The sequence below is a fragment of the Priestia aryabhattai genome (genome assembly GCF_023715685.1).
GTDB classification, from domain to species: Bacteria; Bacillota; Bacilli; order Bacillales; family Bacillaceae_H; genus Priestia; species Priestia aryabhattai_B.
Map to the genome: position 1 here is coordinate 33,286 of NZ_JAMBOQ010000011.1, position 25,968 is coordinate 59,253.

Annotated in this window: 21 protein-coding genes, 19 tRNA genes and 2 rRNA genes; 7 read left to right on the forward strand and 35 right to left on the reverse strand. The window is 35.9% G+C overall.

The window, feature by feature from the left end:
- Positions 1 to 147: 147 nt before the first annotated feature.
- The 6 genes from M3225_RS25975 to pdhA form a co-directional block, all read right to left on the reverse strand.
- The gene (locus M3225_RS25975) at positions 148 to 1,428 is read right to left on the reverse strand and encodes an MFS transporter (protein WP_251399722.1); all 1,281 of its coding nucleotides are present in this window, start codon (positions 1,426 to 1,428) and stop codon (positions 148 to 150) included.
- 150 nt (positions 1,429 to 1,578) lie between these two features.
- Entirely contained in the window at positions 1,579 to 2,532 is a 954-nt protein-coding gene (locus tag M3225_RS25980; RefSeq protein ID WP_251399724.1) for a sugar-binding transcriptional regulator, read from the reverse strand.
- 52 nt (positions 2,533 to 2,584) lie between these two features.
- A complete protein-coding gene (lpdA, locus tag M3225_RS25985; protein ID WP_251399726.1) occupies positions 2,585 to 3,982 on the reverse strand; it encodes a dihydrolipoyl dehydrogenase in 1,398 nt (465 codons plus the stop codon).
- 12 nt (positions 3,983 to 3,994) lie between these two features.
- On the reverse strand, positions 3,995 to 5,341 hold the full coding sequence (locus M3225_RS25990; RefSeq protein WP_251399728.1) for a dihydrolipoamide acetyltransferase family protein: 1,347 nt from the start codon (positions 5,339 to 5,341) through the stop codon (positions 3,995 to 3,997).
- Between the two features lie 13 nt (positions 5,342 to 5,354).
- On the reverse strand, positions 5,355 to 6,353 hold the full coding sequence (locus tag M3225_RS25995) for an alpha-ketoacid dehydrogenase subunit beta (RefSeq protein ID WP_285886067.1): 999 nt from the start codon (positions 6,351 to 6,353) through the stop codon (positions 5,355 to 5,357).
- Positions 6,354 to 6,370: 17 nt separating this feature from the next.
- Positions 6,371 to 7,354, reverse strand: a complete 984-nt coding sequence (gene pdhA, locus M3225_RS26000; RefSeq protein ID WP_251399731.1) for a pyruvate dehydrogenase (acetyl-transferring) E1 component subunit alpha — start codon at positions 7,352 to 7,354, stop codon at positions 6,371 to 6,373.
- A gap of 250 nt (positions 7,355 to 7,604) precedes the next feature.
- Here pdhA and M3225_RS26005 point away from each other — a divergent pair, with 250 nt between their 5' ends.
- The 6 genes from M3225_RS26005 (at position 7,605) to M3225_RS26030 (ending at position 10,801) form a co-directional block, all read left to right on the forward strand.
- A complete protein-coding gene (locus M3225_RS26005) occupies positions 7,605 to 7,988 on the forward strand; it encodes a transcriptional regulator GutM (RefSeq protein WP_251399734.1) in 384 nt (127 codons plus the stop codon).
- Between the two features lie 16 nt (positions 7,989 to 8,004).
- Positions 8,005 to 8,541, forward strand: a complete 537-nt coding sequence (gene srlA, locus M3225_RS26010; protein ID WP_251399737.1) for a PTS glucitol/sorbitol transporter subunit IIC — start codon at positions 8,005 to 8,007, stop codon at positions 8,539 to 8,541.
- A gap of 27 nt (positions 8,542 to 8,568) precedes the next feature.
- A complete protein-coding gene (gene srlE, locus M3225_RS26015) occupies positions 8,569 to 9,612 on the forward strand; it encodes a PTS glucitol/sorbitol transporter subunit IIB (RefSeq protein ID WP_251399740.1) in 1,044 nt (347 codons plus the stop codon).
- A 23-nt stretch (positions 9,613 to 9,635) separates the two neighbouring features.
- Positions 9,636 to 10,004 (forward strand): PTS glucitol/sorbitol transporter subunit IIA, encoded by a 369-nt coding sequence (locus M3225_RS26020; protein ID WP_251399743.1) that lies wholly within the window; start codon positions 9,636 to 9,638, stop codon positions 10,002 to 10,004.
- 169 nt (positions 10,005 to 10,173) lie between these two features.
- Positions 10,174 to 10,437: an HPr family phosphocarrier protein gene (locus M3225_RS26025; RefSeq protein ID WP_251399746.1), complete on the forward strand. Its 264-nt coding sequence runs from the start codon at positions 10,174 to 10,176 to the stop codon at positions 10,435 to 10,437.
- A gap of 34 nt (positions 10,438 to 10,471) precedes the next feature.
- Entirely contained in the window at positions 10,472 to 10,801 is a 330-nt protein-coding gene (locus M3225_RS26030; protein WP_251399749.1) for a bh protein, read from the forward strand.
- A gap of 220 nt (positions 10,802 to 11,021) precedes the next feature.
- On the opposite strand, the gene M3225_RS26035 is transcribed toward M3225_RS26030, so the two are convergent.
- From M3225_RS26035 to fsa, 5 genes are all read right to left on the reverse strand, one after another.
- A protein-coding gene (locus M3225_RS26035; protein WP_251399752.1) for an IS3 family transposase occupies positions 11,022 to 12,142 on the reverse strand; the annotation gives its coding sequence in 2 pieces (ribosomal slippage) (positions 11,022 to 11,893 and positions 11,893 to 12,142; 1,122 coding nt in all).
- Positions 12,143 to 12,889: 747 nt separating this feature from the next.
- Complete coding sequence (locus tag M3225_RS26045; protein ID WP_251399767.1) at positions 12,890 to 14,812, reverse strand: PTS fructose transporter subunit IIABC; 1,923 nt, start codon at positions 14,810 to 14,812, stop codon at positions 12,890 to 12,892.
- A 15-nt stretch (positions 14,813 to 14,827) separates the two neighbouring features.
- Positions 14,828 to 15,706 carry a ketose-bisphosphate aldolase gene (locus M3225_RS26050; protein ID WP_251399770.1) on the reverse strand — a complete coding sequence of 293 codons (879 nt, stop codon included), beginning with the start codon at positions 15,704 to 15,706 and terminating at the stop codon, positions 14,828 to 14,830.
- A 17-nt stretch (positions 15,707 to 15,723) separates the two neighbouring features.
- The gene (locus M3225_RS26055; protein WP_251399773.1) at positions 15,724 to 17,589 is read right to left on the reverse strand and encodes a BglG family transcription antiterminator; all 1,866 of its coding nucleotides are present in this window, start codon (positions 17,587 to 17,589) and stop codon (positions 15,724 to 15,726) included.
- Between the two features lie 683 nt (positions 17,590 to 18,272).
- Positions 18,273 to 18,941: a fructose-6-phosphate aldolase gene (gene fsa, locus M3225_RS26060; RefSeq protein ID WP_057274208.1), complete on the reverse strand. Its 669-nt coding sequence runs from the start codon at positions 18,939 to 18,941 to the stop codon at positions 18,273 to 18,275.
- Positions 18,942 to 19,496: 555 nt separating this feature from the next.
- Between fsa and M3225_RS26065 the strand changes: the two genes are divergently transcribed.
- Positions 19,497 to 20,324, forward strand: a complete 828-nt coding sequence (locus M3225_RS26065) for an HAD family hydrolase (RefSeq protein WP_251399776.1) — start codon at positions 19,497 to 19,499, stop codon at positions 20,322 to 20,324.
- Between the two features lie 857 nt (positions 20,325 to 21,181).
- Here M3225_RS26065 and M3225_RS26070 read toward each other — a convergent pair.
- From M3225_RS26070 to M3225_RS26185, 24 genes are all read right to left on the reverse strand, one after another.
- Positions 21,182 to 21,562, reverse strand: a complete 381-nt coding sequence (locus M3225_RS26070; protein ID WP_251399779.1) for a hypothetical protein — start codon at positions 21,560 to 21,562, stop codon at positions 21,182 to 21,184.
- A 17-nt stretch (positions 21,563 to 21,579) separates the two neighbouring features.
- Positions 21,580 to 22,764 carry a ParM/StbA family protein gene (locus M3225_RS26075; RefSeq protein ID WP_251399782.1) on the reverse strand — a complete coding sequence of 395 codons (1,185 nt, stop codon included), beginning with the start codon at positions 22,762 to 22,764 and terminating at the stop codon, positions 21,580 to 21,582.
- Between the two features lie 600 nt (positions 22,765 to 23,364).
- On the reverse strand, positions 23,365 to 23,715 hold the full coding sequence (locus tag M3225_RS26080; protein WP_251399785.1) for a hypothetical protein: 351 nt from the start codon (positions 23,713 to 23,715) through the stop codon (positions 23,365 to 23,367).
- Between the two features lie 211 nt (positions 23,716 to 23,926).
- Positions 23,927 to 23,998 (reverse strand) — tRNA-Glu (locus tag M3225_RS26085).
- Positions 23,999 to 24,002: 4 nt separating this feature from the next.
- Positions 24,003 to 24,077 (reverse strand) — tRNA-Asn (locus M3225_RS26090).
- 3 nt (positions 24,078 to 24,080) lie between these two features.
- A tRNA-Ile gene (locus tag M3225_RS26095) sits at positions 24,081 to 24,157 on the reverse strand.
- Between the two features lie 6 nt (positions 24,158 to 24,163).
- Positions 24,164 to 24,237, reverse strand: a tRNA-Gly gene (locus tag M3225_RS26100).
- An 11-nt stretch (positions 24,238 to 24,248) separates the two neighbouring features.
- Positions 24,249 to 24,324: transfer RNA gene (locus tag M3225_RS26105), tRNA-His, on the reverse strand.
- A 15-nt stretch (positions 24,325 to 24,339) separates the two neighbouring features.
- Positions 24,340 to 24,413, reverse strand: a tRNA-Trp gene (locus tag M3225_RS26110).
- A gap of 8 nt (positions 24,414 to 24,421) precedes the next feature.
- A tRNA-Phe gene (locus tag M3225_RS26115) sits at positions 24,422 to 24,497 on the reverse strand.
- Between the two features lie 10 nt (positions 24,498 to 24,507).
- Positions 24,508 to 24,575: transfer RNA gene (locus tag M3225_RS26120), tRNA-Asp, on the reverse strand.
- A 20-nt stretch (positions 24,576 to 24,595) separates the two neighbouring features.
- Positions 24,596 to 24,672: transfer RNA gene (locus M3225_RS26125), tRNA-Pro, on the reverse strand.
- A 4-nt stretch (positions 24,673 to 24,676) separates the two neighbouring features.
- A tRNA-Arg gene (locus tag M3225_RS26130) sits at positions 24,677 to 24,753 on the reverse strand.
- Between the two features lie 9 nt (positions 24,754 to 24,762).
- A tRNA-Leu gene (locus M3225_RS26135) sits at positions 24,763 to 24,851 on the reverse strand.
- A gap of 14 nt (positions 24,852 to 24,865) precedes the next feature.
- Positions 24,866 to 24,939: transfer RNA gene (locus tag M3225_RS26140), tRNA-Cys, on the reverse strand.
- 9 nt (positions 24,940 to 24,948) lie between these two features.
- A tRNA-Gly gene (locus M3225_RS26145) sits at positions 24,949 to 25,023 on the reverse strand.
- A gap of 19 nt (positions 25,024 to 25,042) precedes the next feature.
- Positions 25,043 to 25,124: transfer RNA gene (locus M3225_RS26150), tRNA-Leu, on the reverse strand.
- A gap of 13 nt (positions 25,125 to 25,137) precedes the next feature.
- Positions 25,138 to 25,213: transfer RNA gene (locus M3225_RS26155), tRNA-Lys, on the reverse strand.
- A 4-nt stretch (positions 25,214 to 25,217) separates the two neighbouring features.
- Positions 25,218 to 25,292 (reverse strand) — tRNA-Gln (locus M3225_RS26160).
- Positions 25,293 to 25,301: 9 nt separating this feature from the next.
- Positions 25,302 to 25,385, reverse strand: a tRNA-Tyr gene (locus tag M3225_RS26165).
- An 11-nt stretch (positions 25,386 to 25,396) separates the two neighbouring features.
- Positions 25,397 to 25,469 (reverse strand) — tRNA-Thr (locus M3225_RS26170).
- Between the two features lie 4 nt (positions 25,470 to 25,473).
- Positions 25,474 to 25,549 (reverse strand) — tRNA-Val (locus tag M3225_RS26175).
- Between the two features lie 115 nt (positions 25,550 to 25,664).
- A 5S ribosomal RNA gene (gene rrf, locus M3225_RS26180) occupies positions 25,665 to 25,780 on the reverse strand.
- Between the two features lie 62 nt (positions 25,781 to 25,842).
- Positions 25,843 to 25,968, reverse strand: a 23S ribosomal RNA gene (locus M3225_RS26185); the annotation flags it as partial.

Here is a 25,968-nt window from a genome sequence, read left to right on the forward strand (position 1 = left end):
TGATTAAATAAGAAATCTCGGTAACAGTAAAACCGTTCACGAGAATTAAGTTCCTTTTATATGCAAAAAATCGGTGGTTATAAAAAAAGAACGCTCTATGAGAGACGTCCTTATTCTTATGATTCATTATTATTTAGGAATGACTATTTAATTTGAAGAACCTACCACATCTTTTAAATTAGTAAGATCATCAGAAGGGTTTTCTTCTTCCTTCTTAGGAAGCTGAATAAATTTCATCAAGAATGCACTAAGGAGATATAAAATAGTATATATCCATATAATTCCCAATGTACCTACACTTCCGATGAAAGCGCCAACAATTGCTGGCCCAAGAAATGTACTTAGACCTGCCCCAAGATTAAGTACGGACATAGCAGCTCCTTTATTATTTCCTGCTAATGAAGGGATTAATGCAGACAATGGTGCATATGCAGCTAAACAAGCGCCAAAGCCACACGCTGTAAGGATTGTAAAGAAATAATTTGGTCCTAGAAGGGTTGGAACATAGTAAAATGCTGCGGTGAAAATAGCACATCCTACCCCTCCAAACCACATAACTGTATTACGCCAACCTAGCTTATCCCCAACAATCCCAAATATTAAATTAAAGAAAATATTACTGGTCCAAAGTAATCCATAGATTTGTAACCATTCTGTTCTTGTAAAGCCGATTTCCATCATATAAGCAGGCATAAAAACCACAAAACCATATGCACCAGTTGTATTAATTGTTCTTACAATACCACCTAAACCAATTTTAGGCTTTTCAAATGCAATTGTAATACCTTTTAATAAATACTTGGCCATGTCTTGCCTGGTTTCAAAGGTTTTCCCACTGCTTGAATCATCCTTATTTGTCATAATTGCAATTAAGGCTCCTACACCCGTGAAGATCACAGCACTCCATAAAGTGTTGATTTCACCTAAAATAGGAAGGATAAAACTTGAATAATAAGCCCCCAATACATTTAAGCCAGCTGCAAATGAGAACCAAAACCATCCTACAGCTGTTCCGAGTTTATTGCTTGGCGTATAGTATGTAAGCCAAACTAAAAAAGAATAAGCAAATAGGGGATACCCTAATCCTCTAAGAGAGTATGTCGGTATCATGATCCAAAGATTCATAGATGGTAAACCAATAGTTAAAAAAACAATTGTCCCTATCAAAAATAATGTTATTCCTAATGTCATAGCCTTTCTAGTTCCTAGAATTTCAGCCAATACTCCTGAAAACCAAGAAGCAAGTGCAACTGCAACTCCATATACACTAAATAATAAAGCTGACTGTTGAATACTCAAACCATTATCAGTTAAATAAGAAGATAACCACCCCTGCTCAAGTCCATCACCCATCATAAAAAGTATAACCCCTAAGTAACCTAAAGCCATTTTGGGGTCCATGCCTAACCTTTCTAAGAACCTCGGCATACTCTTCTTCCCTCTCTTCTTTTAATATAAGGATAAAAAATCAGAATTATTTAATTTTAATGCATATAAAAATTGTTTAAATTTATTAATGTGTACATAAAGGAGCTGACGTCAAAGGAATTTAATAAAATAACCTTTGAGTCAGCTCTATTATTTCGCCTCTAAAAGCGCTAATGCAGTTTGTTCATCTATAATAAGTACATCTAAATAGTTTGCTTTTAGAGCAGCTTGGGCACTTTCTACCTTATGAGTCCCTTCAACTACTCCTATTACTTCTTTTACTCTTTTTAGTTGCTCTAATGGCAGAGCAATTACTTTATCATTTAATGGGTGGCTAACAACAACTCCTGATTCATCAAAGAAGCGAGATCCAATGTCACCTACAACGCCTATTTTTCGTAATTGCTTTAGGTCTTTATCTTTTAGATAACCAAGCTTCCGCATAGAACCTTTATAAGGATTTCCTAATCCAATAAGGGCCACGTCTACTTTTTTTCCTTCCTCAAGGACAGACGAAATTTCCCTCATACTTACTAGACGTTCCTTCAATTCTTTTGTTTCTACAATTGCAGGAGCATATAAGTAAGAACACGTACAACTCATTTTTTTAGCTAACTCATAAGCTAGTTGATTTGCATGAATTTCTACATGTTGTGTTCCCATACCTCCTACAAGAGGTACAATGTTCATCTGCTCTTTTCGTTCAAACGGATATTCTTTTACTAATTCAGCTAAAGTAGAACCCCATGAAATACCAAGTTGGCTTACATTTCTTTTCTTTAAATATTTAGAAAGATAATAGGCACTTGCTTGACCTACTGCTTTTTTAACCATATCAGGTGTTAACCCTACAGTAGATACAACAATTACATCCTTCAATCCATATCGCTTTTCTAGCTGTTGTTCCAATTCCACTGTATGAATATTTTCGTCCTTAATATAAACTTCTACCACTTTTGAATCTCTTGCCTTCTGCAAAATTCTCGAAATAATAGGTCGAGACACGCCTACTTTCTTAGCAATCTGCTCTTGCGTCCACCCATCCATATAATATAAATTAGCCACTTTTACCAGTTGCCTTCTTTCTTCCCAACCTACTACCATGCCATCGCCTCTTTTTAGCTAAATCTATCACCTAACAAAGATGTATTCTTTATTAGACGAGAACACCTTTCTTTCTCATAGAGTTTATACTATTGATAGCTGCTTCGTAAAATGATTCAGAAACAGTTGGGTGAGGATGTATCATCTTTGAAACTTCCTCGACCGTTCCCTCTAAGTATATAAAAGCAGAAGCTTCAGAAATCATCTCGGTAACATGCGAACCAACCATTGTTACACCAATTATTTCTCCATATTTTTCCTCATATACTATTTTCACAAAACCTTCTGATTCCCCTGAAGCGAGGGCTTTTCCATTTCCAGCATGATCAAAGCGCTCAACTCGAACAGACATTCCTTGTTTTTTTGCTTCTGCTTCTGTAATTCCTACACTAGCTACCTCAGGTAATGTATAAATACAACGAGGCACTACTTTATAATCGATTTCATCGTTAACTCCACCTGCATTTTTAGCAGCTACAATCCCCTCTGCACTAGCAACATGGGCTAATTGGTAACCCCCAACTACGTCACCAACTGCATAAATTGCAGGAATACTTGTTTCCATTTTTTCATTTACTTTGATGAATGGTCCTTCCATTGCAAGTTCTGTGTTTTGAACAGCTGAAAGATTCGGTTTTCGTCCCACACTCAAGATGAGGGTCTCTGTTTCAAAAAGACGCTCTTTTCCTTTTGAATCTACACATGTCACAACTTTTTGCATGTTTCGCTCTTGAACTTTTGTGACCTTCGTACTTGTATGAAACTGAATACCTTTTTTCTTAAGAAGTTTGTTTAACATCTTGGAAGCATCTATATCTTCACTTGGAATAATGCGATCTGCTGCTTCAATCACCGTTACTTCTGCTTTTAAACTAGCAAAGATACAGGCAAATTCTACTCCAATGACACCCCCACCAATAATAACAACTGATTTAGGAATATCTTGAATATCAAAAATCGTATCGCTTGTATCAAAGTCAACAGAGGCTAAACCTTCTATTGGTGGAATAATAGGAGTCGATCCTGTAGCTATAATAATACGTTCAGCTTGAATTCTTTCTTCTTTTCCATTTGATTCAATTCTAATCACTTTTCCTTCTTCAATCTTGCCAAAACCCTCATAAACATCTATTTTCCCTTGGCTTAGCAAATAAGAAATTCCTTGTCGTAAACGATGAATGACATCATCTTTGCGCTTTTTCATTTTGTCTAACGAGAAAGAAAGTTCTCCTGTTTCAATTCCCCACGATTGCGCTTTTTCAATAGACTCAATTACCTCAGCGTGCTTCAACAATGTTTTAGAAGGAATACAACCTCTATTTAAGCAGGTTCCACCTAAAAAATCGGCCTCAATTAAGGCAACTTTTTTTCCAAGCTCTGCCGCATGTAATGCGGCTACGTATCCACCTGGTCCTCCACCTATTACTACAATTTCATAAGCATTTATCATATTTTCCACCTCTTATACTAGCAATTCAAACGGATTTTCGAGAACACGTTTGAGTTCTGTTAAAAATTCTGCTGCTGGAGCTCCATCAATTACACGATGATCAAATGACAGGCTTAATGTCATCATTGGACGGACTTCAATCTCACCCTTTATAACTACAGGTTTCTCTAGCATTCTACCTACTCCTAAAATAGCTGTTTCTGGTTGATTAATAATTGGTGTAAATGCGTCTATTGCATACATCCCAAGGTTACTAATTGTAAATGTTGAACCTTTTAATTGATCAGGTAATAATTTTTGTTCTCTTGCACGTTTACCAATCTCTTTTGCTTCCATCGTTAAATCTGCTAAGCCTTTCTGGTTTACATCTTTAAGAACGGGTACCATTAATCCGTCCGGAACAGCGACCGCCAAACCAATATGAACAGCATCATTGTATATAATTTCATCATTTATAAAAGATGCATTGACTGCTGGAAAACGTGACAATACTAGTCCTACTGCTTTTATAATTACTTCTGTATAAGATAATCGCATGCCTGTTTGTTTTTCAACAATAGGTAAAAGTTGAACACGTAACTCTTTTACCTTTGTCGTATCAATCTCACTTGTTAATGTAACATGAGGTGCTGTGAAAGCACTTTGAGACATTCGATCTGAAATCACCTTACGCATGCCACCAATTTTTCTTCTTTTCTGTGAAGAGGCTGGTGCTTTTGTGCTCTTTTCTTGAATAGCTGCAGATATATCTTGTTTAACAATTTTGCCATTTAGACCACTTCCTGAAATTGTAGTTATATCTACGTTCTCATGTTTAGCTATTTTGTTAGCTAGTGGTGTGATTTTTGAATGTGCTTGATCTTCATTAACGTATTCATTGACGTCTTTTACATGAACTCTTCCATTTGGACCACTTCCAGCTATGGCTGTTAACTCCACTTGATTCGTTTTTGCCATTCTTCTTGCTGCTGGGGTTGCACGTGGTTTTTCTCCAGAAATAACTGAGACAGCTACTAATGGTCTTTCAGCCTCCTCGGCTACTGTTTCTTCTTGAAGTGCTTGCTCATTTGATTCATTTGATTCACCCGACTCGCCTGGCGATTCTGCAGGTACTTGTTCATTTGCTTGACCGATATAACCAATTACATGGTTAACTGGGACTTGGTCGTCAGTATCGAAATACCTCTTTAATAAAATACCGTCGTCATATGCTTCAACTTCAATGTTAATTTTATCTGTTAAGATTTCAAAAAGTGGTTCTCCTATTTCAACCGTATCTCCCTCTTCTTTAAACCACTCAAGGAGGGTGCCAGTTTCCATCGTACTACTTAGTTTTGGCATAAAAATCTCTTTTGCCATGTTTTCACTCTCCTTATTTAAAACGAACTGTTTCTTTGACTGCTTCAATAATATCCGGAACTTGAGGAACAACGGCTTTCTCTAATGTTGGGTTATAAGGAATTGGAACTGCTAATCCGCCTAACCTTTTGATTGGAGAATCTAAATAATCAAATGCTTCACTTTCAGCTATCATACTAGCAATCTCGCCACCAAATCCGCCGCGTTTAACTGCTTCATGTACTACGATAAGACGACCAGTCTTTTTCACAGACTCTATAATAGCTTCCTCGTCTAAAGGAACAATTGTACGCGGATCAATAATTTCTACATCAATTCCTTCTTTCTCCAATTCTGTTGCTGCTTCTAATGTCTTATGTACCATAATTGCGGTCGCTACAATGGTGACATCTTTTCCTTCACGTTTAATATCTGCTTTTCCTAATGGAATAGAGTATTGTTCTTCTGGTACATTGCACTGTGTTCGGTATAATAATTTATGCTCATAAAAAATAACAGGGTTATCATCGTCCATCGCTGCTTTTAATAGACCTTTAGCATCATAGGCATTAGATGGCTGAACTACTTTTAAACCAGGGATGTGGGCCATCCAAGCTTCTAAACTTTGTGAGTGTTGAGCTGCTGCTCCTGTACCTGAACCAGCAGGTGTTCTTACAACCATTGGAACCTTTCCCTTACCACCGAACATATAACGAGTTTTAGCTGCCTGGTTCACTAGTTGATCCATTGCAATTGTAATAAAATCAGAAAATTGCAATTCTAAAATCGGTCTCATACCGGTAAGAGCAGCTCCAACTGCCCCACCTGCGATTGCTGCTTCTGAAATAGGTGTGTTACGAACACGTTCTGGTCCAAATTCCTCAATCATTCCGCGTGTCACACCAAATGCCCCGCCATATACCCCAATATCTTCACCTAGAATGAATACGTCTTCATTCTGACGCATCTCTTGACTCATAGCTTCTCTAACTGCTTCTAAGTACGTAATTTCCCTTATTTTAATCTCCGTCATATTAATTCCTCCCAACTTTAAGCATAAACATCTTCTAAAAGACTCTCTAATGGTGGTTCTGGACTGTTTTCAGCAAACTTCACAGCTTCCTCAATTTCTTTTTTCGCCTCTTCTTGTAGTTTATTTGCTTCTTCTTCACTCAATATTTTTTCTTCTATTAACAAATCCTTAAATCGCTTGATACCATCTTTCTTTCTCCACTCTGTTTCTTCTTCACGTGTACGATATTTTTTCGCATCACTTTTAGAATGACCTTTCCAACGGTAAGTTTTCATTTCAATTAAAGCCGGTCCATTACCCTCCCGAGCTTTCTCTACTGCTTCATGTACGGTATTCATGATTTCAATCATGTCATTCCCATCTACTACTTTTCCAGGAATACCGTAAGCGCTCGCACGTTCTGCGATATTTTCAATTCTTGTCATTTCTTTTACTGGTCCTGACATTCCGTATTGATTGTTTTCACAAATGAACACAACTGGTAAATCCCAAATAGCTGCTAAGTTTAAAGCTTCATGGAAGCTTCCTTCATTAGAAGCACCATCCCCGAAAAAGCATAATACGACATATCCTTGGTTTTTCATTTTAGAAGTTAAAGCAGCACCTACAGCAAGTGGAATTCCTCCACCTACAATTCCATTAGCTCCAAGATTACCTTTTTCAACATCCGCAATGTGCATTGAACCGCCTTTTCCTTTACAATAACCTGTTACTCTTCCAAACAATTCAGCCATCATTTTGTTGACGTCACCTTCTTTTGCAATACAATGACCATGGCCTCGATGTGTACTTATAATTTTATCCTTAGCTTGCAGTACTCCGATTGATCCAGATGCTGATGCTTCTTGTCCAACGCAAAGGTGAGTAGTTCCATGAATCATTCCCTTTGCAAAAAATTGATCCACTTTTTCATCGAAGTAGCGAATGAGCCACATTTCTTTATAAAGACTTTTAAGTTTCTTCTCTGTTATATGAGAAGGTAGTTTCATTGTACTGAGCATAGCATTTCCTCCTTGTTTACATTTGTTCTTTATTGTTACCTTTGTTAATATCATATTTACTTTCAGATAATTCGTCAAGTAGAAAAAATTTTTTTTAACATAACAAATAATAACCCTAAATTAATCCCATATTATTGGGTTATTTAAATATTTTTAATTTTTCAGACTAATGTTATTGACAATCTTAACAAGAAGAATTTATACTCTTAACAAAAGTAAGTTTAGAGAACTTTTGTTAAGGGGTGTAAAGATGTGGGGAGTATTTATCGCTATTTTTATAGTGCTTTGGCTATTACAATTTTTGTTGACAAAAAAACAATTAAAGCATTATCATCAAACCGTTAAAGAAATGAGCAATCACTCCTCTGGTTACCTAGGTATAGGAGTTGATAAGAAAAGATTTGGAATTGGAACTGTTTTAATAATGGTAACCGATGTGAAAGGAACTGTTGTTGATTGTAGGATTATGTCCGGTGTCACAGTCTTTGCAAAGTTCAAAAAATGTAAGCGTTTTAATAATCTTGATATTCTAGATTTAAACGTTTCCAAGTACGAAAACAAGTATCAAGTATCTTTAAAGATGGCAATTGAGAAAATACATTTACAAATGAACAAAATGGTTTCTGTTCTATAAAAAAGGAGTGAAAATGATGGATTGGATTGTAAAGTTAGCAGAAGGTTTTATAGGCATGTTTCAAAAAGGTGGAGAAACCTTTGTTGGAATGTTAACAGGAATTGTTCCCACTCTGATCTGTTTAATTACAGCTGTTAATGCCATTATTAAATTGGTTGGAGAAGAAAAGATTCAAAGGTTTGCACAAAAATGCACTAAAAATATTATTTTACGATACACTGTCTTCCCCATATTAGCTGTGTTTTTCTTAACAAATCCAATGGCTTATACTTTCGGAAAGTTTTTACCTGAAAGACAAAAGCCTGCGTTCTATGATTCGGCTGTTTCATTAGTACATCCAATAACAGGACTTTTTCCACACGCAAACGCAGCTGAACTATTTGTCTATACAGGAATATCCGCAGGCATTACTCAACTACACTTATCCCTTGGACCATTAGCAATTCGCTTCTTTATCGTAGGGATTATTGTAATTTTAATTAGAGGAGTCATAACAGAAAAGATTACTATTAAAATGATGAAAAATAGAGAATTAAAAGCAGCGTCTAACTAATCTACTCTAAAGAGAGGGGGAATATTAATGAGCCAAAGTCAAGCTGTTCTATCTTCATTCAAGTCAGTTAAAATTTCTAAAGGAAGCAGTGGATGGGGAGGACCATTGGTTATTGAACCAAATGAAAATCGGAAATATATTGTATCAGTTACTGGAGGAGGCATACACCCTATAGCGCAAAAAATTGCTGACTTAACGGGTGGAATAGCGATAGACGGATTTAAGACATCTATTGAGAGTAATCAGATGGCCTGTGTCATCATCGATTGTGGTGGAACTGCACGCTGTGGTGTTTATCCAAAAATGGGAGTAATGACAATAAATTTAACACCCACATCTCCTTCAGGCCCCCTAATGAACTTTATTAAAGAGCATAACTTTGTATCTGGTGTAAAAGAAGAAAATATTGAATCTGTCTCCGAAGAATTTGAAGAGAGTATTCAGCCTAAATCAAAGCAACAAACTGCTTCTCTAACGCCACAACAATTAAAAGAAGAAGCAAAGAAAAAAGCTGCTCAATATGCCTCAAAGGATCCAGCTAAGGTATCACTCATTGAAAAAATTGGACGAAGTATGGGTGGCGTAGTTGGAATCTTCTATCAAGCAGCACGTGAAACAGTTGAACAGGTCATTAAAAATATATTACCTTTCATGGCTTTAGTTAGTACAATCATTGGGATTATTTTGTATACAGGGATTGGAGATCTAATTGCTAAATTTGTATCTCCACTAGCTGGAAATATTTTAGGGCTTCTACTCCTATCGGTCATCTGTGCAATTCCTCTCTTATCACCACTATTAGGTCCTGGAGCCGTTATCGCTCAGGTGGTTGGTGTATTAATAGGAGTAGAAATTGGTAGAGGAAACATTCCACCAAACTTAGCTTTACCAGCCTTATTTGCAATTAATCCTCAAGCAGGATGTGACTTTGTTCCAGTAGGCTTAACTCTTGGTGAAGCTGAGCCCGAAACAGTCGAAGTGGGTGTGCCTGCGGTACTAATGTCAAGGCTAATTACAGGTCCACTAGCTGTAGCAATTGCCTATGTATTTAGTTTTGGACTATACGAATAACAACTAATTGGAGGATGATTATTATGAAAAAGATTTATGATTCTACTGTTATAGAGATTGGTTCACAAGTCGAGCTATTTTTACAAGAAAAGATGATGATTTTATTTAATGAATCTGCCCCTTCAGATTTACGAGATGTTTCCATAGTGCATAAACGTTGCTCATTAGAAGAAGATATTAAAGTAGGCGATGAATTAGTAATAGATAACAAGTCTTTTAAAGTTACTTTTGTTGGAAATAAAGCGAATGAAACAATGAGGGATTTAGGACATTCAACTGTAACTTTTGATGGTTCTTCAGAAGCTGAAATGCCTGGAATGATTTGTGTAGAAGAAAAAGATATCCCTAAAATTTCTACTTCGACTCAACTTATTTTTAGACAATTACCTTAGAAACATAGATATTTATTGCAGTAAAACTATAGATTAGGACCTTTAAAAAGATTATCTTAGGTTAGCAAAAGATAAAAAAAGCTATTATTTCACATTACTAAGCATGCCTTTTTTAGATAAGTAGGAAGAAATGAAGAAAATACTTTAAAAGGAAGCTGGAGGACTTTTTATGAATTCTGTTGAAATAAGTATTATGAATGAAACTGGTTTACATGCAAGGCCAGCAACACAGTTTGTGAAAATATCAAATAATTTTCAATCTGAAGTTTCAGTCATAAAAGGTGAAAGAAAGGTTAATGGTAAAAGCATTATGGGCCTCATGAGTCTAGCAATTTCAAAAGGATCAACCATTAGAATAGAAGCCGAAGGGCCGGACGAACAACAAGTAATCAAATCTTTGGTCAACTTTATTGAATACAAACTAGATGATTAGGCTTAGAACGATCGATGTTAAGGAGAGGAACAACATGAAAAGTTCTGAAATGGAATCTGATTTATACTGTATTACTTGTAATGAAGAAACTCCTCACATTATCACTTACGTTAATAGCAAACTCGAAAGTGTTAAATGTGAAGACTGTGAACGTGTAATGAAAATACAAAGAAATATTATGAAGGAATTTTATAAAGAAGTTTACGACCGTATCTCCACAAAGCCATCAAGAATTACAAAAGAATATAAAGAAGATTTAAGTGGTTTTTTATATAAGCTTCCTATTCGTGTGATTAGTAAACCCTATCGAATTGTGAATGATTTAAATGAGTCACGCAAAGTTATTAAACGATTTAAACAATAGGAAATATAAATTAGATGTAAAAGCTTCAAACTCTTTTAATTAGCTACTTAAGCTGAAAATAAATTAATAGTATTATGATATAGAAATAAATAACAGGAGCATCCTTACTTTTCAATGTAGGGGTGCTTCTGTTGTTTTACTGCCATGGTCATTTCACGATTTGGATAAAGCTCACATAATATATATATAGAAATTCATACAGTGGTATGTCAACACTAAACTAGACAGTTTTTTTAAGGTGTTTCATTTTGTATTGAATCGGACTCATATAATCAAGTGTCCCATGGATACGCACGTGATTAAACCAATAGACATAGTCCTGTAACTCCCTTGTTAATCCTTCTAAACTAGTAAAATTCCGTCCGTTCACAAATTCCGTTTTAATGATTTTAAAGGTTGCTTCAGCGACCGCGTTGTCATATGGACAACCTTTCATGCTTAACGATCGTCCGATCGTAAATGCCTCTAGTGCTTTATCTATGAGCTTGTTTTTAAACTCATTTCCTCGGTCCGTATGGAAGAGCCGGATTTGATGAAGATTCGCTTTTATTGATGCAAATGCTCGGTAAACTAATAAGGCATCCTTATTAGGCCCTACGCTATAACCGATAATTTCTCGATTAAAGAGATCGACAAATACATATATGTAAGACCATTTTTTATCCACTCTTACATATGTGAGATCACTGACGACAACGGACAACGCTCTCTCTTGCTTGAACCGTCGGTTCAATTCGTTTTTATGTTCTGATTCATTTGGTTCAGTAGAGCGTGGTTTAAACTGAGCTACTGTGTAGATAGAAACTAACCCTTGTTCTTTCATGATACGACCAATGCGGCGTCTTGAGACGACTTTTCCTTGTTTCTTTAGCTCATGCTTAACCTTGCGTGTCCCATAAATCTGACGATTGGCATGGAAAATGTCTATGATTGCAGTGGTAACGTCATCTTCTGTCGGACGCTCCTTCGCTTCATAATAATACGTACTTCTTGAGAGTTGTAGGACTTTGCACATTGCTGATATCGAGTATTTGTGCTGATTATTCTTGATCACTTTTACTTTCGTCCTAGTATCAGCGCGGCTTGCTTTAAAATATCATTCTCCATTTCTAATTGTTTATTTCGTTTGCGAAGCTCCATCAATTCTTGTTGTTCCTCGGTCAGATTATCTTTTTCTTTAAACGAACCAGACGTTTGACTTTGCTCCACCCACTTATCTAAAGAGGAAGGAGTCAAGTCATATTCACGAATAATCTCTTTTCTCGGCTTTCCACTCTGATATAGCTGCACCATCTGTTGTTTAAATTCCTCTGTAAATGTTCGACGTTCTCTTCTGGTCATTGTAGATGCTCCTTTAATAGGTTATCTGTAGTCTACTTGACCTTAAAAATTCTGTCCAACTAAGTGTAGCCTATCCACAATAATTCCTAACAAATTTACTGCATATCACAATATTATCCATAAAAACGTGATGATATTCAATTGTGTTTATTTTTCATATTTGGATACATATGAACCATGATTAAAGGCTACCTCGCTTGCCAATGGGGTGTTTTTTCTCTTTTTAGGCTGTATATGATATACAAATTTAGTTACATAATCACAGCACTCAGAAAGCCAAAATTTCTCTAAAATACCTTTGTAATCCCACTTCTCCTTGAAATTGAGTAGCCTGATGATTTGTCTCGATTGTACAAATACTAAACTCCTTGTGAAGGATGAAGCTTGCCTAGTTTCCACCCTATTACACTACTGGAAGTTTGGGCCCAAATGGCATTCGACTCATGCAGCAACAAACAAACTAGCCGTCCATAACATTAATATTCGCCAAGGTAATGCTGATGCCATCTATATCAAGGCACCTACGGAGGAAAATAGTTTGATTGATACTGGAAATAAGTCAGATGCGTATCACATCAAGCGAGTAGTTGCGGCTGTTATAATACTCTCTAGTCAGCTGTTATCCCCCCCTGTATAACAAAATAAGGTAGTATCCCTTGAGAATTTTCAAGGGATCTACCATTAGTTTTGTGTAGGGACTTTTCAGTAGCTCCGTATAGTACCGATTTCATATTTCGCTCGTATAAATTATACTGCTTCAATTGCTACTGTTTTATTTCCTGACTTCTCGCTAGTATTACCTTGTGTTCTGTAAACTGGTTTTTTTAACACTCCAATTATACAAGCTGTAATAATCGAACCAATTAAAATACATGCAATGTATAGCAATGGACTGCTTGCAGCAATAGGAATTACAAAGATTCCACCATGGGGAGCCTGTAAAGAAATTCCTAATGCCATACAAATCCCTCCACCAATCGCTGAACCAACAATATTTGCTGGAATTATTCTTAATGGATCACTTGCAGCAAACGGAATTGCTGCTTCAGTAATAAAAGATGCCCCCATAATATAAGCTGCTTTTCCTGCGTTACGTTCTTCAAGTGAGAATTTATTTTTAAATAGTGTTGTTGCTAATGCAATCCCTAATGGAGGGACCATCCCTCCAACCATTAGTGCAGCAGATGGTTCGTAAATATGATTTGCAAACATTGCTAAGCCAAACGCTGATGCTGTCTTATTGATAGGTCCGCCCATATCAGACGCCATCATTCCTGCCAAAAGCGCCCCTAATAAAATTGCATTCGAACCAGTTAAACCATTTAACCAACCTTGTAAAGACTCATTAATCCACGCCATAGGACTATTAATTACAAAGTGCATAATAAAGGCTGTTGCAAACGTACCTAATAGAGGAAGTATAAGTACCGGTGAAAGACTTTGTAATGAATCTGGAATGCCTTTTGATAATTTTTTCAATCCTAAGATTGTATAACCAGCAATAAAACCAGCAATCATACCACCTAAAAATCCTGAACCACCAAGGGTTGCCATCATACCACCAATCATACCTGGTGCTAAACCTGGACGATCCGCAACGCTATATGCAATATATCCTGCTAGTACTGGAACCATTAGCGCGAAGGCCGCACTACCACCTGCTGTACCTAGAAAAGCAGCAAATGCATTATATTCAGAGCTTTTCGGGTCAGAAGCATGAATGCCAAACATAAAGGAGATTGCTATTAATATACCGCCAGCGACAACAAACGGAATCATAAAAGATACTCCATTCATTATATGGCTGTATATTTTAGGTTGTTTTAATCGTGTTTTTTCTTTTGCTTCCTTTAAATTGGTGTCTCCCTGATTTAAAGCCGTCCCTTTTCCAGAAATAGCATCTTCAATTAAATCCTTTGCATGATGTATCCCATTTTTAACAGACGTTTTTATAACCTTTCGATTACCGAAGACATCCATATCCACTTTAACATCTGCAGCAACAATTATGCCATCTGCTTCATCAATATCTTCCTGATTTAATCTGTTCTGCATACCCGTCGATCCATTGGTTTGAACTTTTATTTGAACACCAAGCTCCTCAGCAGCATTTTTTAATGCTTCTGCAGCCATAAATGTATGCGCTATTCCAGTAGGACATCCAGTAACTCCGACCAATTTCTTGCCAAAATACTTCTTATTATTCGTATCTACTTGAATCATTTTTTCTTCAGCATTTGCAAATAGTTGGACAACTTCATGACTATTTTTGGCAAGAATAAGCTTAGCTCTAAAAGTTTCTTCCATTAGAAAAGTGGAGATTTTAGATAAGGTCTTTAAGTGCTCAGTTGAAGAATCTTTACTGGCTGCTATCATGAAAAATAAATTACATTTTTCTGAACTATACTTAATTCCACTTAAGGACCTTCCCATAATAATTGCAGGCGATTTAACCCCAGCAGATTTTGCATGTGGAATAGCAATACCAAACCCTACTTCTGTTGGAACCTGATCTTCACGAGCCCAAATATCCTGTTTAAATTGTTTAAGATCATGTAAATAACCGTTTTTATTTAATTTTTCTGCAAGCTCATTAATTAAGTCCTCTTTCGTTTCAGCAACTAGATCTAATATTATGTTTTCTGGCCTTAAGACACTAGAAGTCTTCATATATAATCCCTCCTTTTAAATTTCTCCTAATTTATAGAGTGATGCTTTACCAGTTGAACCAAATAGATCCATTTTTTTCTTTACTAATTCAATAGTTGCCTTCGTTGCTTCAGGCATTAATAGATCTGGTTCATAAGCATCGGGATTTTCATACAGAGTAGCTCTTAATTGGTTATAAAAAGCTCTCTTCATATCCGTTGATAAATTAATTTTAGCAATCCCATGTTTCACAGCTTCTCTTATTTCCTCATCTGGGTTGTCGGATCCACCGTGAAGAACTAAAGGAATCTTTACTCTTTCATGAATCTTCATTAATCGATCAATTTTAATAGAGTGATCCTTCGTTTTTGGATATAAGCCATGTGAAGTTCCAACAGCAACAGCAAGGGTATCAATTCCTGTTTTTTCAACGAAAATAGCTGCTTCATCAGGATCCGTATATAAAATCTCGTCTGTTCCGCCTTCTGAACTACCCTCATTACTTCCAATAGTACCTAGTTCACCTTCTACAGACACACCTACTATATGAGCAAGTTCTACTGCTTTTTTTGTTAATGTCATATTTTCTTCAAACGGTAAATGTGACGCATCCATCATCACAGACGTATAGCCATTTCTAATAGATCGAGTAATATCTTCAATTGTTGCCCCGTGATCCAAATGAATTACAAAAGGAACTTTAGACTTTGACGCAGCCTCTCGTACATATGCCACAAATTCATCCGTTACTAGATTAATTTCATTCGGGTGAATTTGAAGTATAGCTGGGGATTTTTGCTCCTCTGCAGCACTTACTACAACTTTTACAAATTCGCTATTTGCCACATTAAATGATCCAACTGCAAATTTATTCTCGTAAGCTACTTGAAGTAAATCTCTCATATTAACTAACATTTCTATTCCTCCTAATATTATTTGGAAGACCAAACTTCCAAAAATTCATCATAATTAGCAACATTCAATAATTTTTCTGTCATATTTGTTTGTTTAAATACATCATGAATCTCTTCAAAGAACTTTGTATTATTTACCCTTTGATTTTTTGGAGGGATAAATAGAAAGATAATTTGAGCCATCTTATCTCCCCACAAAATTTTTTGTTTATTTATTGCTACTAACACTCGTAATTTTTCGTTATTTCCACAATCAAATGGATGCGGCATCGCAACTAAATTTCCAATATTAGTACTCGACATCTTTTCTCTTTCATTAATGCTTGTATACAGATGTTGAATCCCTCCATTATTTGTAAGTGTTTTTAATAAACCTTTTTGAGTCTCTTCATCTAAGAAATAAAGATCATCCGGTGATAAATAGTATTTCAGTAAACCACGATTTAATTGAATAGAAATAGTCTTCATATCTTCGTTTGTAATCATTTCACTAACACGAATACAATTTTTCACGTTTAGGTGCTGCTCATCAAAGATTTCACTAGTAGTTACTATAGTTTCTATCCCTTCAGGAAGTAAATGGATTTCATAATTTGCAAATAAACCATCAATCTTAATATTTGGAAAGTATAAATTTATTTTTCTTTCTAATAGCTTACCTACTAAAGGATTTTTCCCATAAATTATTGCAATTCTTTTCCTTGTTTCTTGCGAATTTTCGATAATATTCATGATATGTAGTGTTAAGTAACCAATTTCATTTTCTGGTATCTTTATATTTAAGCAAAATTGTAATTCTTTAGCTAAAACCACTGCAATATTATAAGCATTCATGTATTCCGACTTTATTTGAGAAATAAATGGATTCTCTACAGGAAAGTAATATTTTAATGGATATAATGACTTTGTAATATGTACCAATAAGCCATTAAATAACTTTTTATTTTTTCGATTTGAAAAACCATATCGGACCCAAACTTTTTCTATAACCGATTTTACTTTTTCCTTTATTTCATCTGAGTTTTCTTGCTCAATTATTTCATTTTTCTTTGGTAATATTTGCAAAACAATTAATAAGTAGCATAAATACTGATATTCATACTCATCAAACTGTACATTCATTTCCCTAGCTAAACGAGTAAGGATTAACTTCGCTATTTTTAATTCTTCAAAGCTAGTATTATCTAACCTCATGTCTTTTTCAGCAATTTTTTGATTAAGGCCTACTCGTTTTAAACTAATAATTATGTTCACACATATTGAGAATAGTTCTTGAGAGCTTAGTAATAAATTATACTTAGTGACTTCTTCTTCAATACAAGAACATACTAACTGAATTGAGGACTGACTAAACCAATCATCGAAATAGTATTGCAGCGCTTCATCAAGAGACATTCTCTTTAAACAATTTGTTGTTACTAATTTTTTTAGTAATAGCCGTTTTTCTACTTCACTTCCCTTAAGCCTTATCCCTTGGAAAATAATTGCTTCCATCTCAATATTCCGTTTTTCGGCTTTTATTATTTGAAATAATTTTTGTACGTCTTTCCTAATTGTTTGAGTGGAAAAATAAAGTTTTTTTGCCAATTCATCATAAGTTATAAAATCAGTTTCAGATAAAAGTGTTTTTATTATGTGAAAAGCTCGTTCTTCGTAATCATCTTCATTTTGATGAATATTTGATAAATCCCCAACTAATTTATATCCTTTTTGATTATTACCAATAATTAACAATTTTTCTAAATAACTTTCATTTATTTCCCTAATGTCATTTCTAATTGTTCTAGTCGTTACATTAAATAGACTAGCAAGCTCTCTTCCATTCACAAAATCGTTATCCGATTGTTCTAAATATTCTAATATTTTAATGTAACGTTTTTTCATTAGTATTTCCTCCTCACTTTTATATTAATGTAAACGCTTTACATTTACCAAACCTATACTTTTTCCTAATGGTTAGGAAGGTTTTTAATATTAGAATGAACGTGAATAATAGATTACATAGCTTCTTTTTTCTGATTTTTTACTCCATCGAGTCAAAGGTGACTTATTTAAGGTATAAGCTTATTACTTTCCAAGCTGCTTTTTTATAATTAATTTATATATAAGTTTACGATATGGCAACCTTTTAAGCATCTATGTTCCGATCAAATGTTTCTAGGTTCTAGGGCAAATACTTGAGGAAGATATAAAGAAGCGAAAAATGGATCATTTTTCTACAAAAAGAGTAATAGTTAAAATAATTTTAACAAAAACGTTTTATCAAATACCTTAATTTATGATGTAAATTTATCTGTTCTTTATTGGATTAGTAATAATGTTAATTCTATTCTTCATAAAAAATATTTATTAATTAAGTTATATCAACTACTACTATTTTCACTATAGTTGTTTTAAAGAAATTCCTAATTAGATATATCGAGAAAATTCATATTATTGTTCTACTCTGGGCAAGAAAAGAGAAATAAAAAAGGATGCCCGCAGGCATCCATATGACAAAAAATAAAATATATCTACAACATTAAACTTAATCAGCTTTTACACTTGATGTTAAAATTCAAATTGTTTTAGTTTTTAACAGCTTTTTCCCAATCAGTTGCAAATTTTTCAATTCCTTGTTCAGTTAAAGGATGTTTTACTAATTGCTCAATAACAGAGTAAGGAATTGTTGCAATATGAGCACCTGCCATTGCTACACGAGTTACATGATCTGGATGCCTTACAGATGCAGCAATGATTTGAGAATCGATATTTTGAACACGGAATAGTTCTGCAATTCTGGATACTAAGTGTACACCATCCTCAGAGATATCATCTAATCGCCCTAAAAAAGGAGAAACGTAGGTTGCACCAGCACGAGCAGCTAAGAGAGCTTGATTCACTGTGAAAATAAGTGTTACATTTGTTTTTACACCTTTTTTAGAAAGATAACGAGTGGCTTCTAATCCAGCTAATGTCATAGGAAGTTTAATCGTAATATTTTTATCGCCATCATTAATTTTAATTAATTCTTCAGCTTGAGCAATCATATCTTCAGCTGTAATTGCATCAGGTGTTACCTCTGCTGAAACAGATTCAACTTCTGGCACCATTTGAAGAATTTCTTCAATACGATCTTCAAATCTTACGCCTTCTTTTGCTACTAGAGATGGATTGGTTGTAACACCAGATAAAACTCCCACTTTGTATGCTTTCTTAATGTCTTCAAGGTTTGCAGTATCAATAAAAAATTTCATGATTTCTTTCCTCCAATAGTTTGAAAATCAAAATGTATTTTTTCTTTACAATAGAGTTATATGTATGAAATCTATACTTTCCCAAGCTTCAAGATAGCTGACGAGCCTCTTTTATTCTATCTAAAATTACCACGATTATAAAGTAAAACGCTTTCTGTAAATGGATTCTTTTTCTTAATTTTAGGTTTTATTTTATGAGATAGATTATAGAAATACTTTATACAGTAATAGAAGCCTTATATTAACTAACAGAATTATCTTGACTACAAGATAAGTAAAACAAGCTATCTAATTCTAGATAGCTTGTTTCTGTTGTTTTTTATAATTTCTCTGCGGTAATAAAAATAAGAAAAGACCTATTAAGATAACGAAGATACCAATGTACATATCCTCATTCATTTGTATCAGATCCCGAAGCAGGGATTAAACGTTTTACGCCGAATTTTCATAATTAGAGAAGGTATGATTTAATAGAGCTATCCTAGATAATAATAAAAATAAGGTAACTTTAGTTCCTACAAGGGACTAAAGAGAGGAAGGAATTAAGATCAAACGATGAAATGTATTTCAATTGATTTAGATGGTACGTTATTAAACTCTCAACATGAAATATCTGAGGAAAATGTAAAAACCTTAAAAGAATTGCACGAGCAAGGACATAGCATTATTTTGAATACAGGCCGAGCCTATGCAGACGTAATTAAACTGAAGGCGGTACAAAATATGGAAGTTCCTATTTTTTGTATCAATGGTTCTGTTTTATACTCGAAAACAAGAGAGTTGCTGTATGAGGCAACTATATCTGTTTCTACATATAAAAAAATATTTTCCATTCTAAATGAAATTGGTGTAGGGATTCTTGTATACACTAATTATGGTGGCTTTCCTTCAACTTTGCCTCCATTACATAATAAAAGTAAGGAAGAGCTCGCTACTCTTTTTCAAGAATATAATTACGATGAACTTCTAAACAAAGACAACCTTAAAATCTATAAACTAATTGCTTTGGTACAGTACGAGCAATTAGAAAAAATTGAAGAAGTAAAAAGGGCATTAGCTAATCAATTTGATATTTCGATGGCTTCTTCTTTTCCTAATAATGTAGAAATCACTTCAAGCGAAGCTCATAAAGGAAAGGCTATATTGCGTTACCAACAGATGATGAATCTGAATTTTGAAGAGATTTTTGCTTTCGGAGATGGAGGCAACGATCTTGCCCAATTCGAAGTAGCAACTACTTCAGTTGCTATGGGAAATGCTCCTCTAGACATTCAACAAAAAGCTGATTTAATAACCAAAACAAATGATGAAGATGGATTTGCTTATGCAGTACGCTATCTTTTAAAACTAACAAAAACACAAGATGTCATATCCGTGATATAACACTAAATTATGCCCGTTGTATTGAAAAACCCGTACCTTTGCACATTCTATAAAAATTCAGTTAAGCCACTCTAAAAGAGTGGCTTTTTTAGAAAGTTTTTAACCTTTAATTTATTAACTGTAGTTAATAAAACTCAATTGGAAAATATCACTTATTTTGCTAGCATGTTCAACAAAATGAAAAGGAATAAGGGCGTTACTTCCTTGTAATAGCCTTATCACTGTATCTGTACTCTTCGTTTGTCACGTAAAATATTATTGCCTCTAAACGTCTAAATAGATGTACCTTTTGGGACTATCTATATTGGACAATTTCAATCATAAATTAACTATACACAGTTAAGGGGATTCTGGTGCAAAAGTGTTGAAATGTTGTTACTGAGAGGCTACCAGAAAAAAATATCCTTTATTTCGCAGTTAAATGTCCATATATTGCAATTCTGAGCGTTTCTCATAATACTGTTTTTAGTGAAGGAGTTGGGGGGATTGAAAAAAATCATATACTGGATTATTTTTATTTTTTTGATTGTAGCTTATGTGACTGACATAGAAAACATTGACTTAAAGGATTTATTCTCTTCATCACAAGAAAGTACTACTTCCTATGATAAGTAAAGTGATCTATTTTCCGACTGATAAATATTCTATAATTATTTGTGATAAATAAAGGAACTCGCCAAAGTAGTAGCAGGTTTAAGCCTGTTGCTACATAAATGTTTCATAGCTAGAGAAATATTTATATAGATGGTTTATATCTTAATTGAGCAAACTACCTAAGATGAATGAATTACCACCTTATGAGTAGTGATATGTAAAACCGAAAAAACCACTAGGATGGATTCTAGTGGTTTTACTTTTTAAAAATCGTTATATTCTTCTAAGTCGTCATCGTCTAATGAGCCAGATATATTTTCTAAATCTGCAATCTTTCCTTCTTTTAGTTGTAGAACCTTTGAAGAAGGCTCTTCTTCTTTGAAGGAATCGTTTCCTACAAAACCTGTTGTTTTTGCTAATGTTTTTAAATCAGCTAATTCATTCTTTATATGTTCAAGCATTTCGTAGGTTTTTTTGTCTTCAATTGCTTTTCTTTCGGTAGATGAATCATCTAGATCACGTAGAATTAAGGAGGAAATATAATCCCCTAACTTACGCGATTTAGCATATTTAGCTAGTTTATTATAAACTTCATCACTCAATTGATTTGTCTTAATGGTAAACGCATTTTGACGATCTGACATCCCTATCACCTACGTTGTTAGGATTTAACGGCTTTCTTCTCTGCTGCTTGCTTCTTTTGAATGTAACCAATACTACGAATCTCTAAGCCAAATAAATTTAAATGGCGGCTATCTTGGGGAACCTTATGATACTTCTCCGTACGTTCTTCTCCAATTTTTTCACGCATACTATTCATGATAGCTACTTCTAAAGTAGGAGCTACTCCACCGCAGTATACATACTTACGTAGTTTATTCGCTGGTGGTGGTGCGACATCATTTAATTTAGCCAATAAGATTTCCACATATTCTCGTAGTGAAGATTTGATTGTACTTGTTAAATCAATAGATTCACCTGTATTCTCGTTTTTTAATACAAACTTTTGCTTGCTGTAGTTATCGAGAATAAATTGATCAAAGGCACGTAAGTCTGTAAATAATTCTAGAAATTTCTCTTTGCGCAATTTATCAATATGAGCTAAATAAGGAATACCCTCAATGCTTTGGAACGATTCACGACTATTAGCAGCTTTCAACCCTTCGGGTAGAATAACCACATCAATGGAACCACCGCCTATGTCCACCATGACTGTTTCACATTCAACATACTCATTCGCATCTTCACGATCTTGAAGCGTTAAGTCTTTTTTTAACGCAAAACGTGCACTTTCTCCCTCTTTTAAGCAGGCACTTTCTTCTACTAATACCTTTAAAGTATTTTCAAAACCAGGTGTATGCACGGTAAACGTATGGTCACCTAAGAAGCGATTGGCCATGGCTTTTTGAGCTGCCCCAAATGTGCTCTCTTTCTTAAGTAGCCAGATTGGTAACATGGTAGAAAAATAGTCAATTTCAATTGTATTGTCTTTTTTATCTTTCGCATGCAACGCATGATAATACGCAATCGCAGCTAAAAAGGTGATGTATGGAATATGACTTGTAATTTTATTATGTAATTTATTAATGTGATTATTGGCAAGCAATTGACTAGCTGCAATTTCACCTACTAAGAAATAATGCTCTTTCTCTTCCCCCTCAATGGTTGTAGAAAGTAAAATGCGCTTCTTAAATTCTTCTGGAGCTGTAACAGCATCTGTAAAAAAGGAGTCTGCAGCTTCTTTTTGAAGTTCAACTACATTAGTTGGAAAATCAAATAGATATCCATCCATAATGTTCATATCAACAGAGTTACCGCAATCTTTATTAAAACGTGAAATTCTCATTTATAAACACCTCATTTTTTAAGTTGAACTTATATTCAACTTATTGTACTCGATATAGGATAAATATTCAATATGTGGGAGCAACTTAGTTATCTACAAAACCTTACATATATCAACAATTATGCAGATAAGTCCGTGCCTAGTATACGTTTTTTGTAATCGCTTTCATTAAGATGAATAATATGGTAAACTAATAGATGCATATTGGTTCTTAAAATCAACTTCCAACGAGTCCGTTACCCTTCGTGGTTACGGACTTTTTCATGTTTTTCATAAAATGTAAGTGCTTTATTTTCCAATATAGATTATAATAGAAATGCATTTGATTTCAGATGGTTATATACACCTATATCATCTTACTTCATTGAACCTATTCCTTTGTGTAGGAATAGGTTGCTTTCTTTTACTGGTCTACTGTAAAGGGAGCATACCAATGCTTAAAAGTTAGCCTGTAAAGCTTCAATCTTCTTCTTAAGTTTTTGGCTTTCTTCTTCTAATTCGATGATTCTATCTTGGAGTTCTTTATTTAATTGGAATTGTTCGTATGGATTCATATGTATTCCTCCTTTATTTTTACTTTCAACATAACCAGGTATCCCTTTAAAATAAAGTCCAGTGAGTATTAACCACGAACATAGTGACTGCCCCAAATGCGCTAGCAATAAAGCTAAACCCCCATACCATTCGCATCCAAACTACCAAAGATCCATATGTCTTTCTAAAGGCTACTTCTCGCATAAAGATGAGATAAAGTACTGTAAACCCATATACACCAAATACTACCCATTGAAAAGTTTCTTGAATTTGAGGGGCTACTAAGGCAACTGCTACTGAAGCTACGGTGAAAATGAGGTTAACAACCATAAAAAAGCTTACAAAACGCATCCACTTAAACCCTTTCTCATACAGTTTACCTGCATATTGGTCTTCTTGTTTTAATTCTTCCATCATTCATTGCCCCTAGTATTTAGTTTTTATCTATTATAGCATGGGATGTTAGTTTCATTTTTAGATTAGTAGTATTAGTAAGTTCAACATTAGAAAATCAGCTGCAATTATTTTAAAGTTTTCCTATTAAAACTCCATACCTTATTCCATTAAAATCAGTTAATTATCTACCATAAATAAAAGAGCAGTTTGCATATGCAAACTGCTCTTTTGATGACCCGTACGGGATTCGAACCCGTGTTACCGCCGTGAAAGGGCGGTGTCTTAACCGCTTGACCAACGGGCCAGTATGGCTCCACAGGTAGGACTCGAACCTACGACCGATCGGTTAACAGCCGATAGCTCTACCACTGAGCTACTGTGGAATATGGTGGGCCTAAGTGGACTCGAACCACCGACCTCACGCTTATCAGGCGTGCGCTCTAACCAGCTGAGCTATAGGCCCTTCATTTGGAGCGGGTGATGAGAATCGAACTCACGACATCAGCTTGGAAGGCTGAGGTTTTACCACTAAACTACACCCGCATTACTTAAGATGGGGCGACTGATGGGAATCGAACCCACGAATGCCGGAACCACAATCCGGTGCGTTAACCACTTCGCCACAATCGCCAGACGTATCTAAATTGGCAGGGGCAGTAGGAATTGAACCCACACTGACGGTTTTGGAGACCGTAGTTCTACCTTTAAACTATGCCCCTGCAGAAAGTGGTGGCTCGAGACGGAATCGAACCGCCGACACAAGGATTTTCAGTCCTTTGCTCTACCAACTGAGCTACCGAGCCTTTATGTAAATGGCGGTCCCGACGGGAATCGAACCCGCGATCTCCTGCGTGACAGGCAGGCGCTCTCCCAGCTGAGCTAAGGCCCCATGATACTTCTCTGGTCGGGAAGACAGGATTCGAACCTGCGACCCCTTGGTCCCAAACCAAGTGCTCTACCAAGCTGAGCTACTTCCCGTTTATGGCGCGCCCGAGAGGAGTCGAACCCCTAACCTTTTGATCCGTAGTCAAACGCTCTATCCAATTGAGCTACGGGCGCTTATTAAAATGGTGCCGAGGGCCGGACTTGAACCGGCACGGTAGTCACCTACCGCAGGATTTTAAGTCCTGTGTGTCTGCCAATTCCACCACCCCGGCAGGACTTTTATAGGTGGAGGCGGCAACCGGATTTGAACCGGTGATAAAGGTTTTGCAGACCTTGGCCTTACCACTTGGCTATGCCGCCAATATTGTATGGAGCGGAAGACGAGGTTCGAACTCGCGACCCCCACCTTGGCAAGGTGGTGTTCTACCACTGAACTACTTCCGCTTATATATTGAAGTTAAGATGCGGGTGAAGGGACTTGAACCCCCACGTCGTAAGACACTAGATCCTAAGTCTAGCGCGTCTGCCAATTCCGCCACACCCGCGTGTGAATATAAATGGTGAGCCATGAAGGACTCGAACCTTCGACCCTCTGATTAAAAGTCAGATGCTCTACCAACTGAGCTAATGGCTCTCTATGGCTGGGCTAGCTGGATTCGAACCAACGCATGACGGAATCAAAATCCGTTGCCTTACCGCTTGGCGATAGCCCAATAAAGAGATGGTGGAGGGGGGCAGATTCGAACTGCCGAACCCGAAGGAGCGGATTTACAGTCCGCCGCGTTTAGCCACTTCGCTACCCCTCCGATATAAGTGATGCCGGCAAGAGGACTTGAACCCCCAACCTACTGATTACAAGTCAGTTGCTCTACCAGTTGAGCTACACCGGCACGGTGGTGGAGGATGACGGGATCGAACCGCCGACCCCCTGCTTGTAAGGCAGGTGCTCTCCCAGCTGAGCTAATCCTCCAAAAAATCTATATAAGCGCCTTGATAAGCGTTATTTTCATTACTTATGATAGAATATTTCAAATAAAAAACCCCTATGCTCTTTTACAAGAGACTCATAAGGGGTCTTATTCATTGCCTGGCAACGTCCTACTCTCACAGGGACAAAGTCCCAACTACCATTGGCGCTAAAGAGCTTAACTTCCGTGTTCGGTATGGGAACGGGTGTGACCTCTTCGCTATCGCCACCAGACAAGAGATTGCTCTCTCAAAACTAGATAACAGTTCGCTGAGTAAAGCTTACGCTTTTAAAGTTTGGTTAAGTCCTCGATCGATTAGTATCAGTCAGCTACACATGTCGCCACGCTTCCACCTCTGACCTATCAACCTGATCATCTTTCAGGGATCTTACTAGCTTGCGCTATGGGAAATCTCATCTTG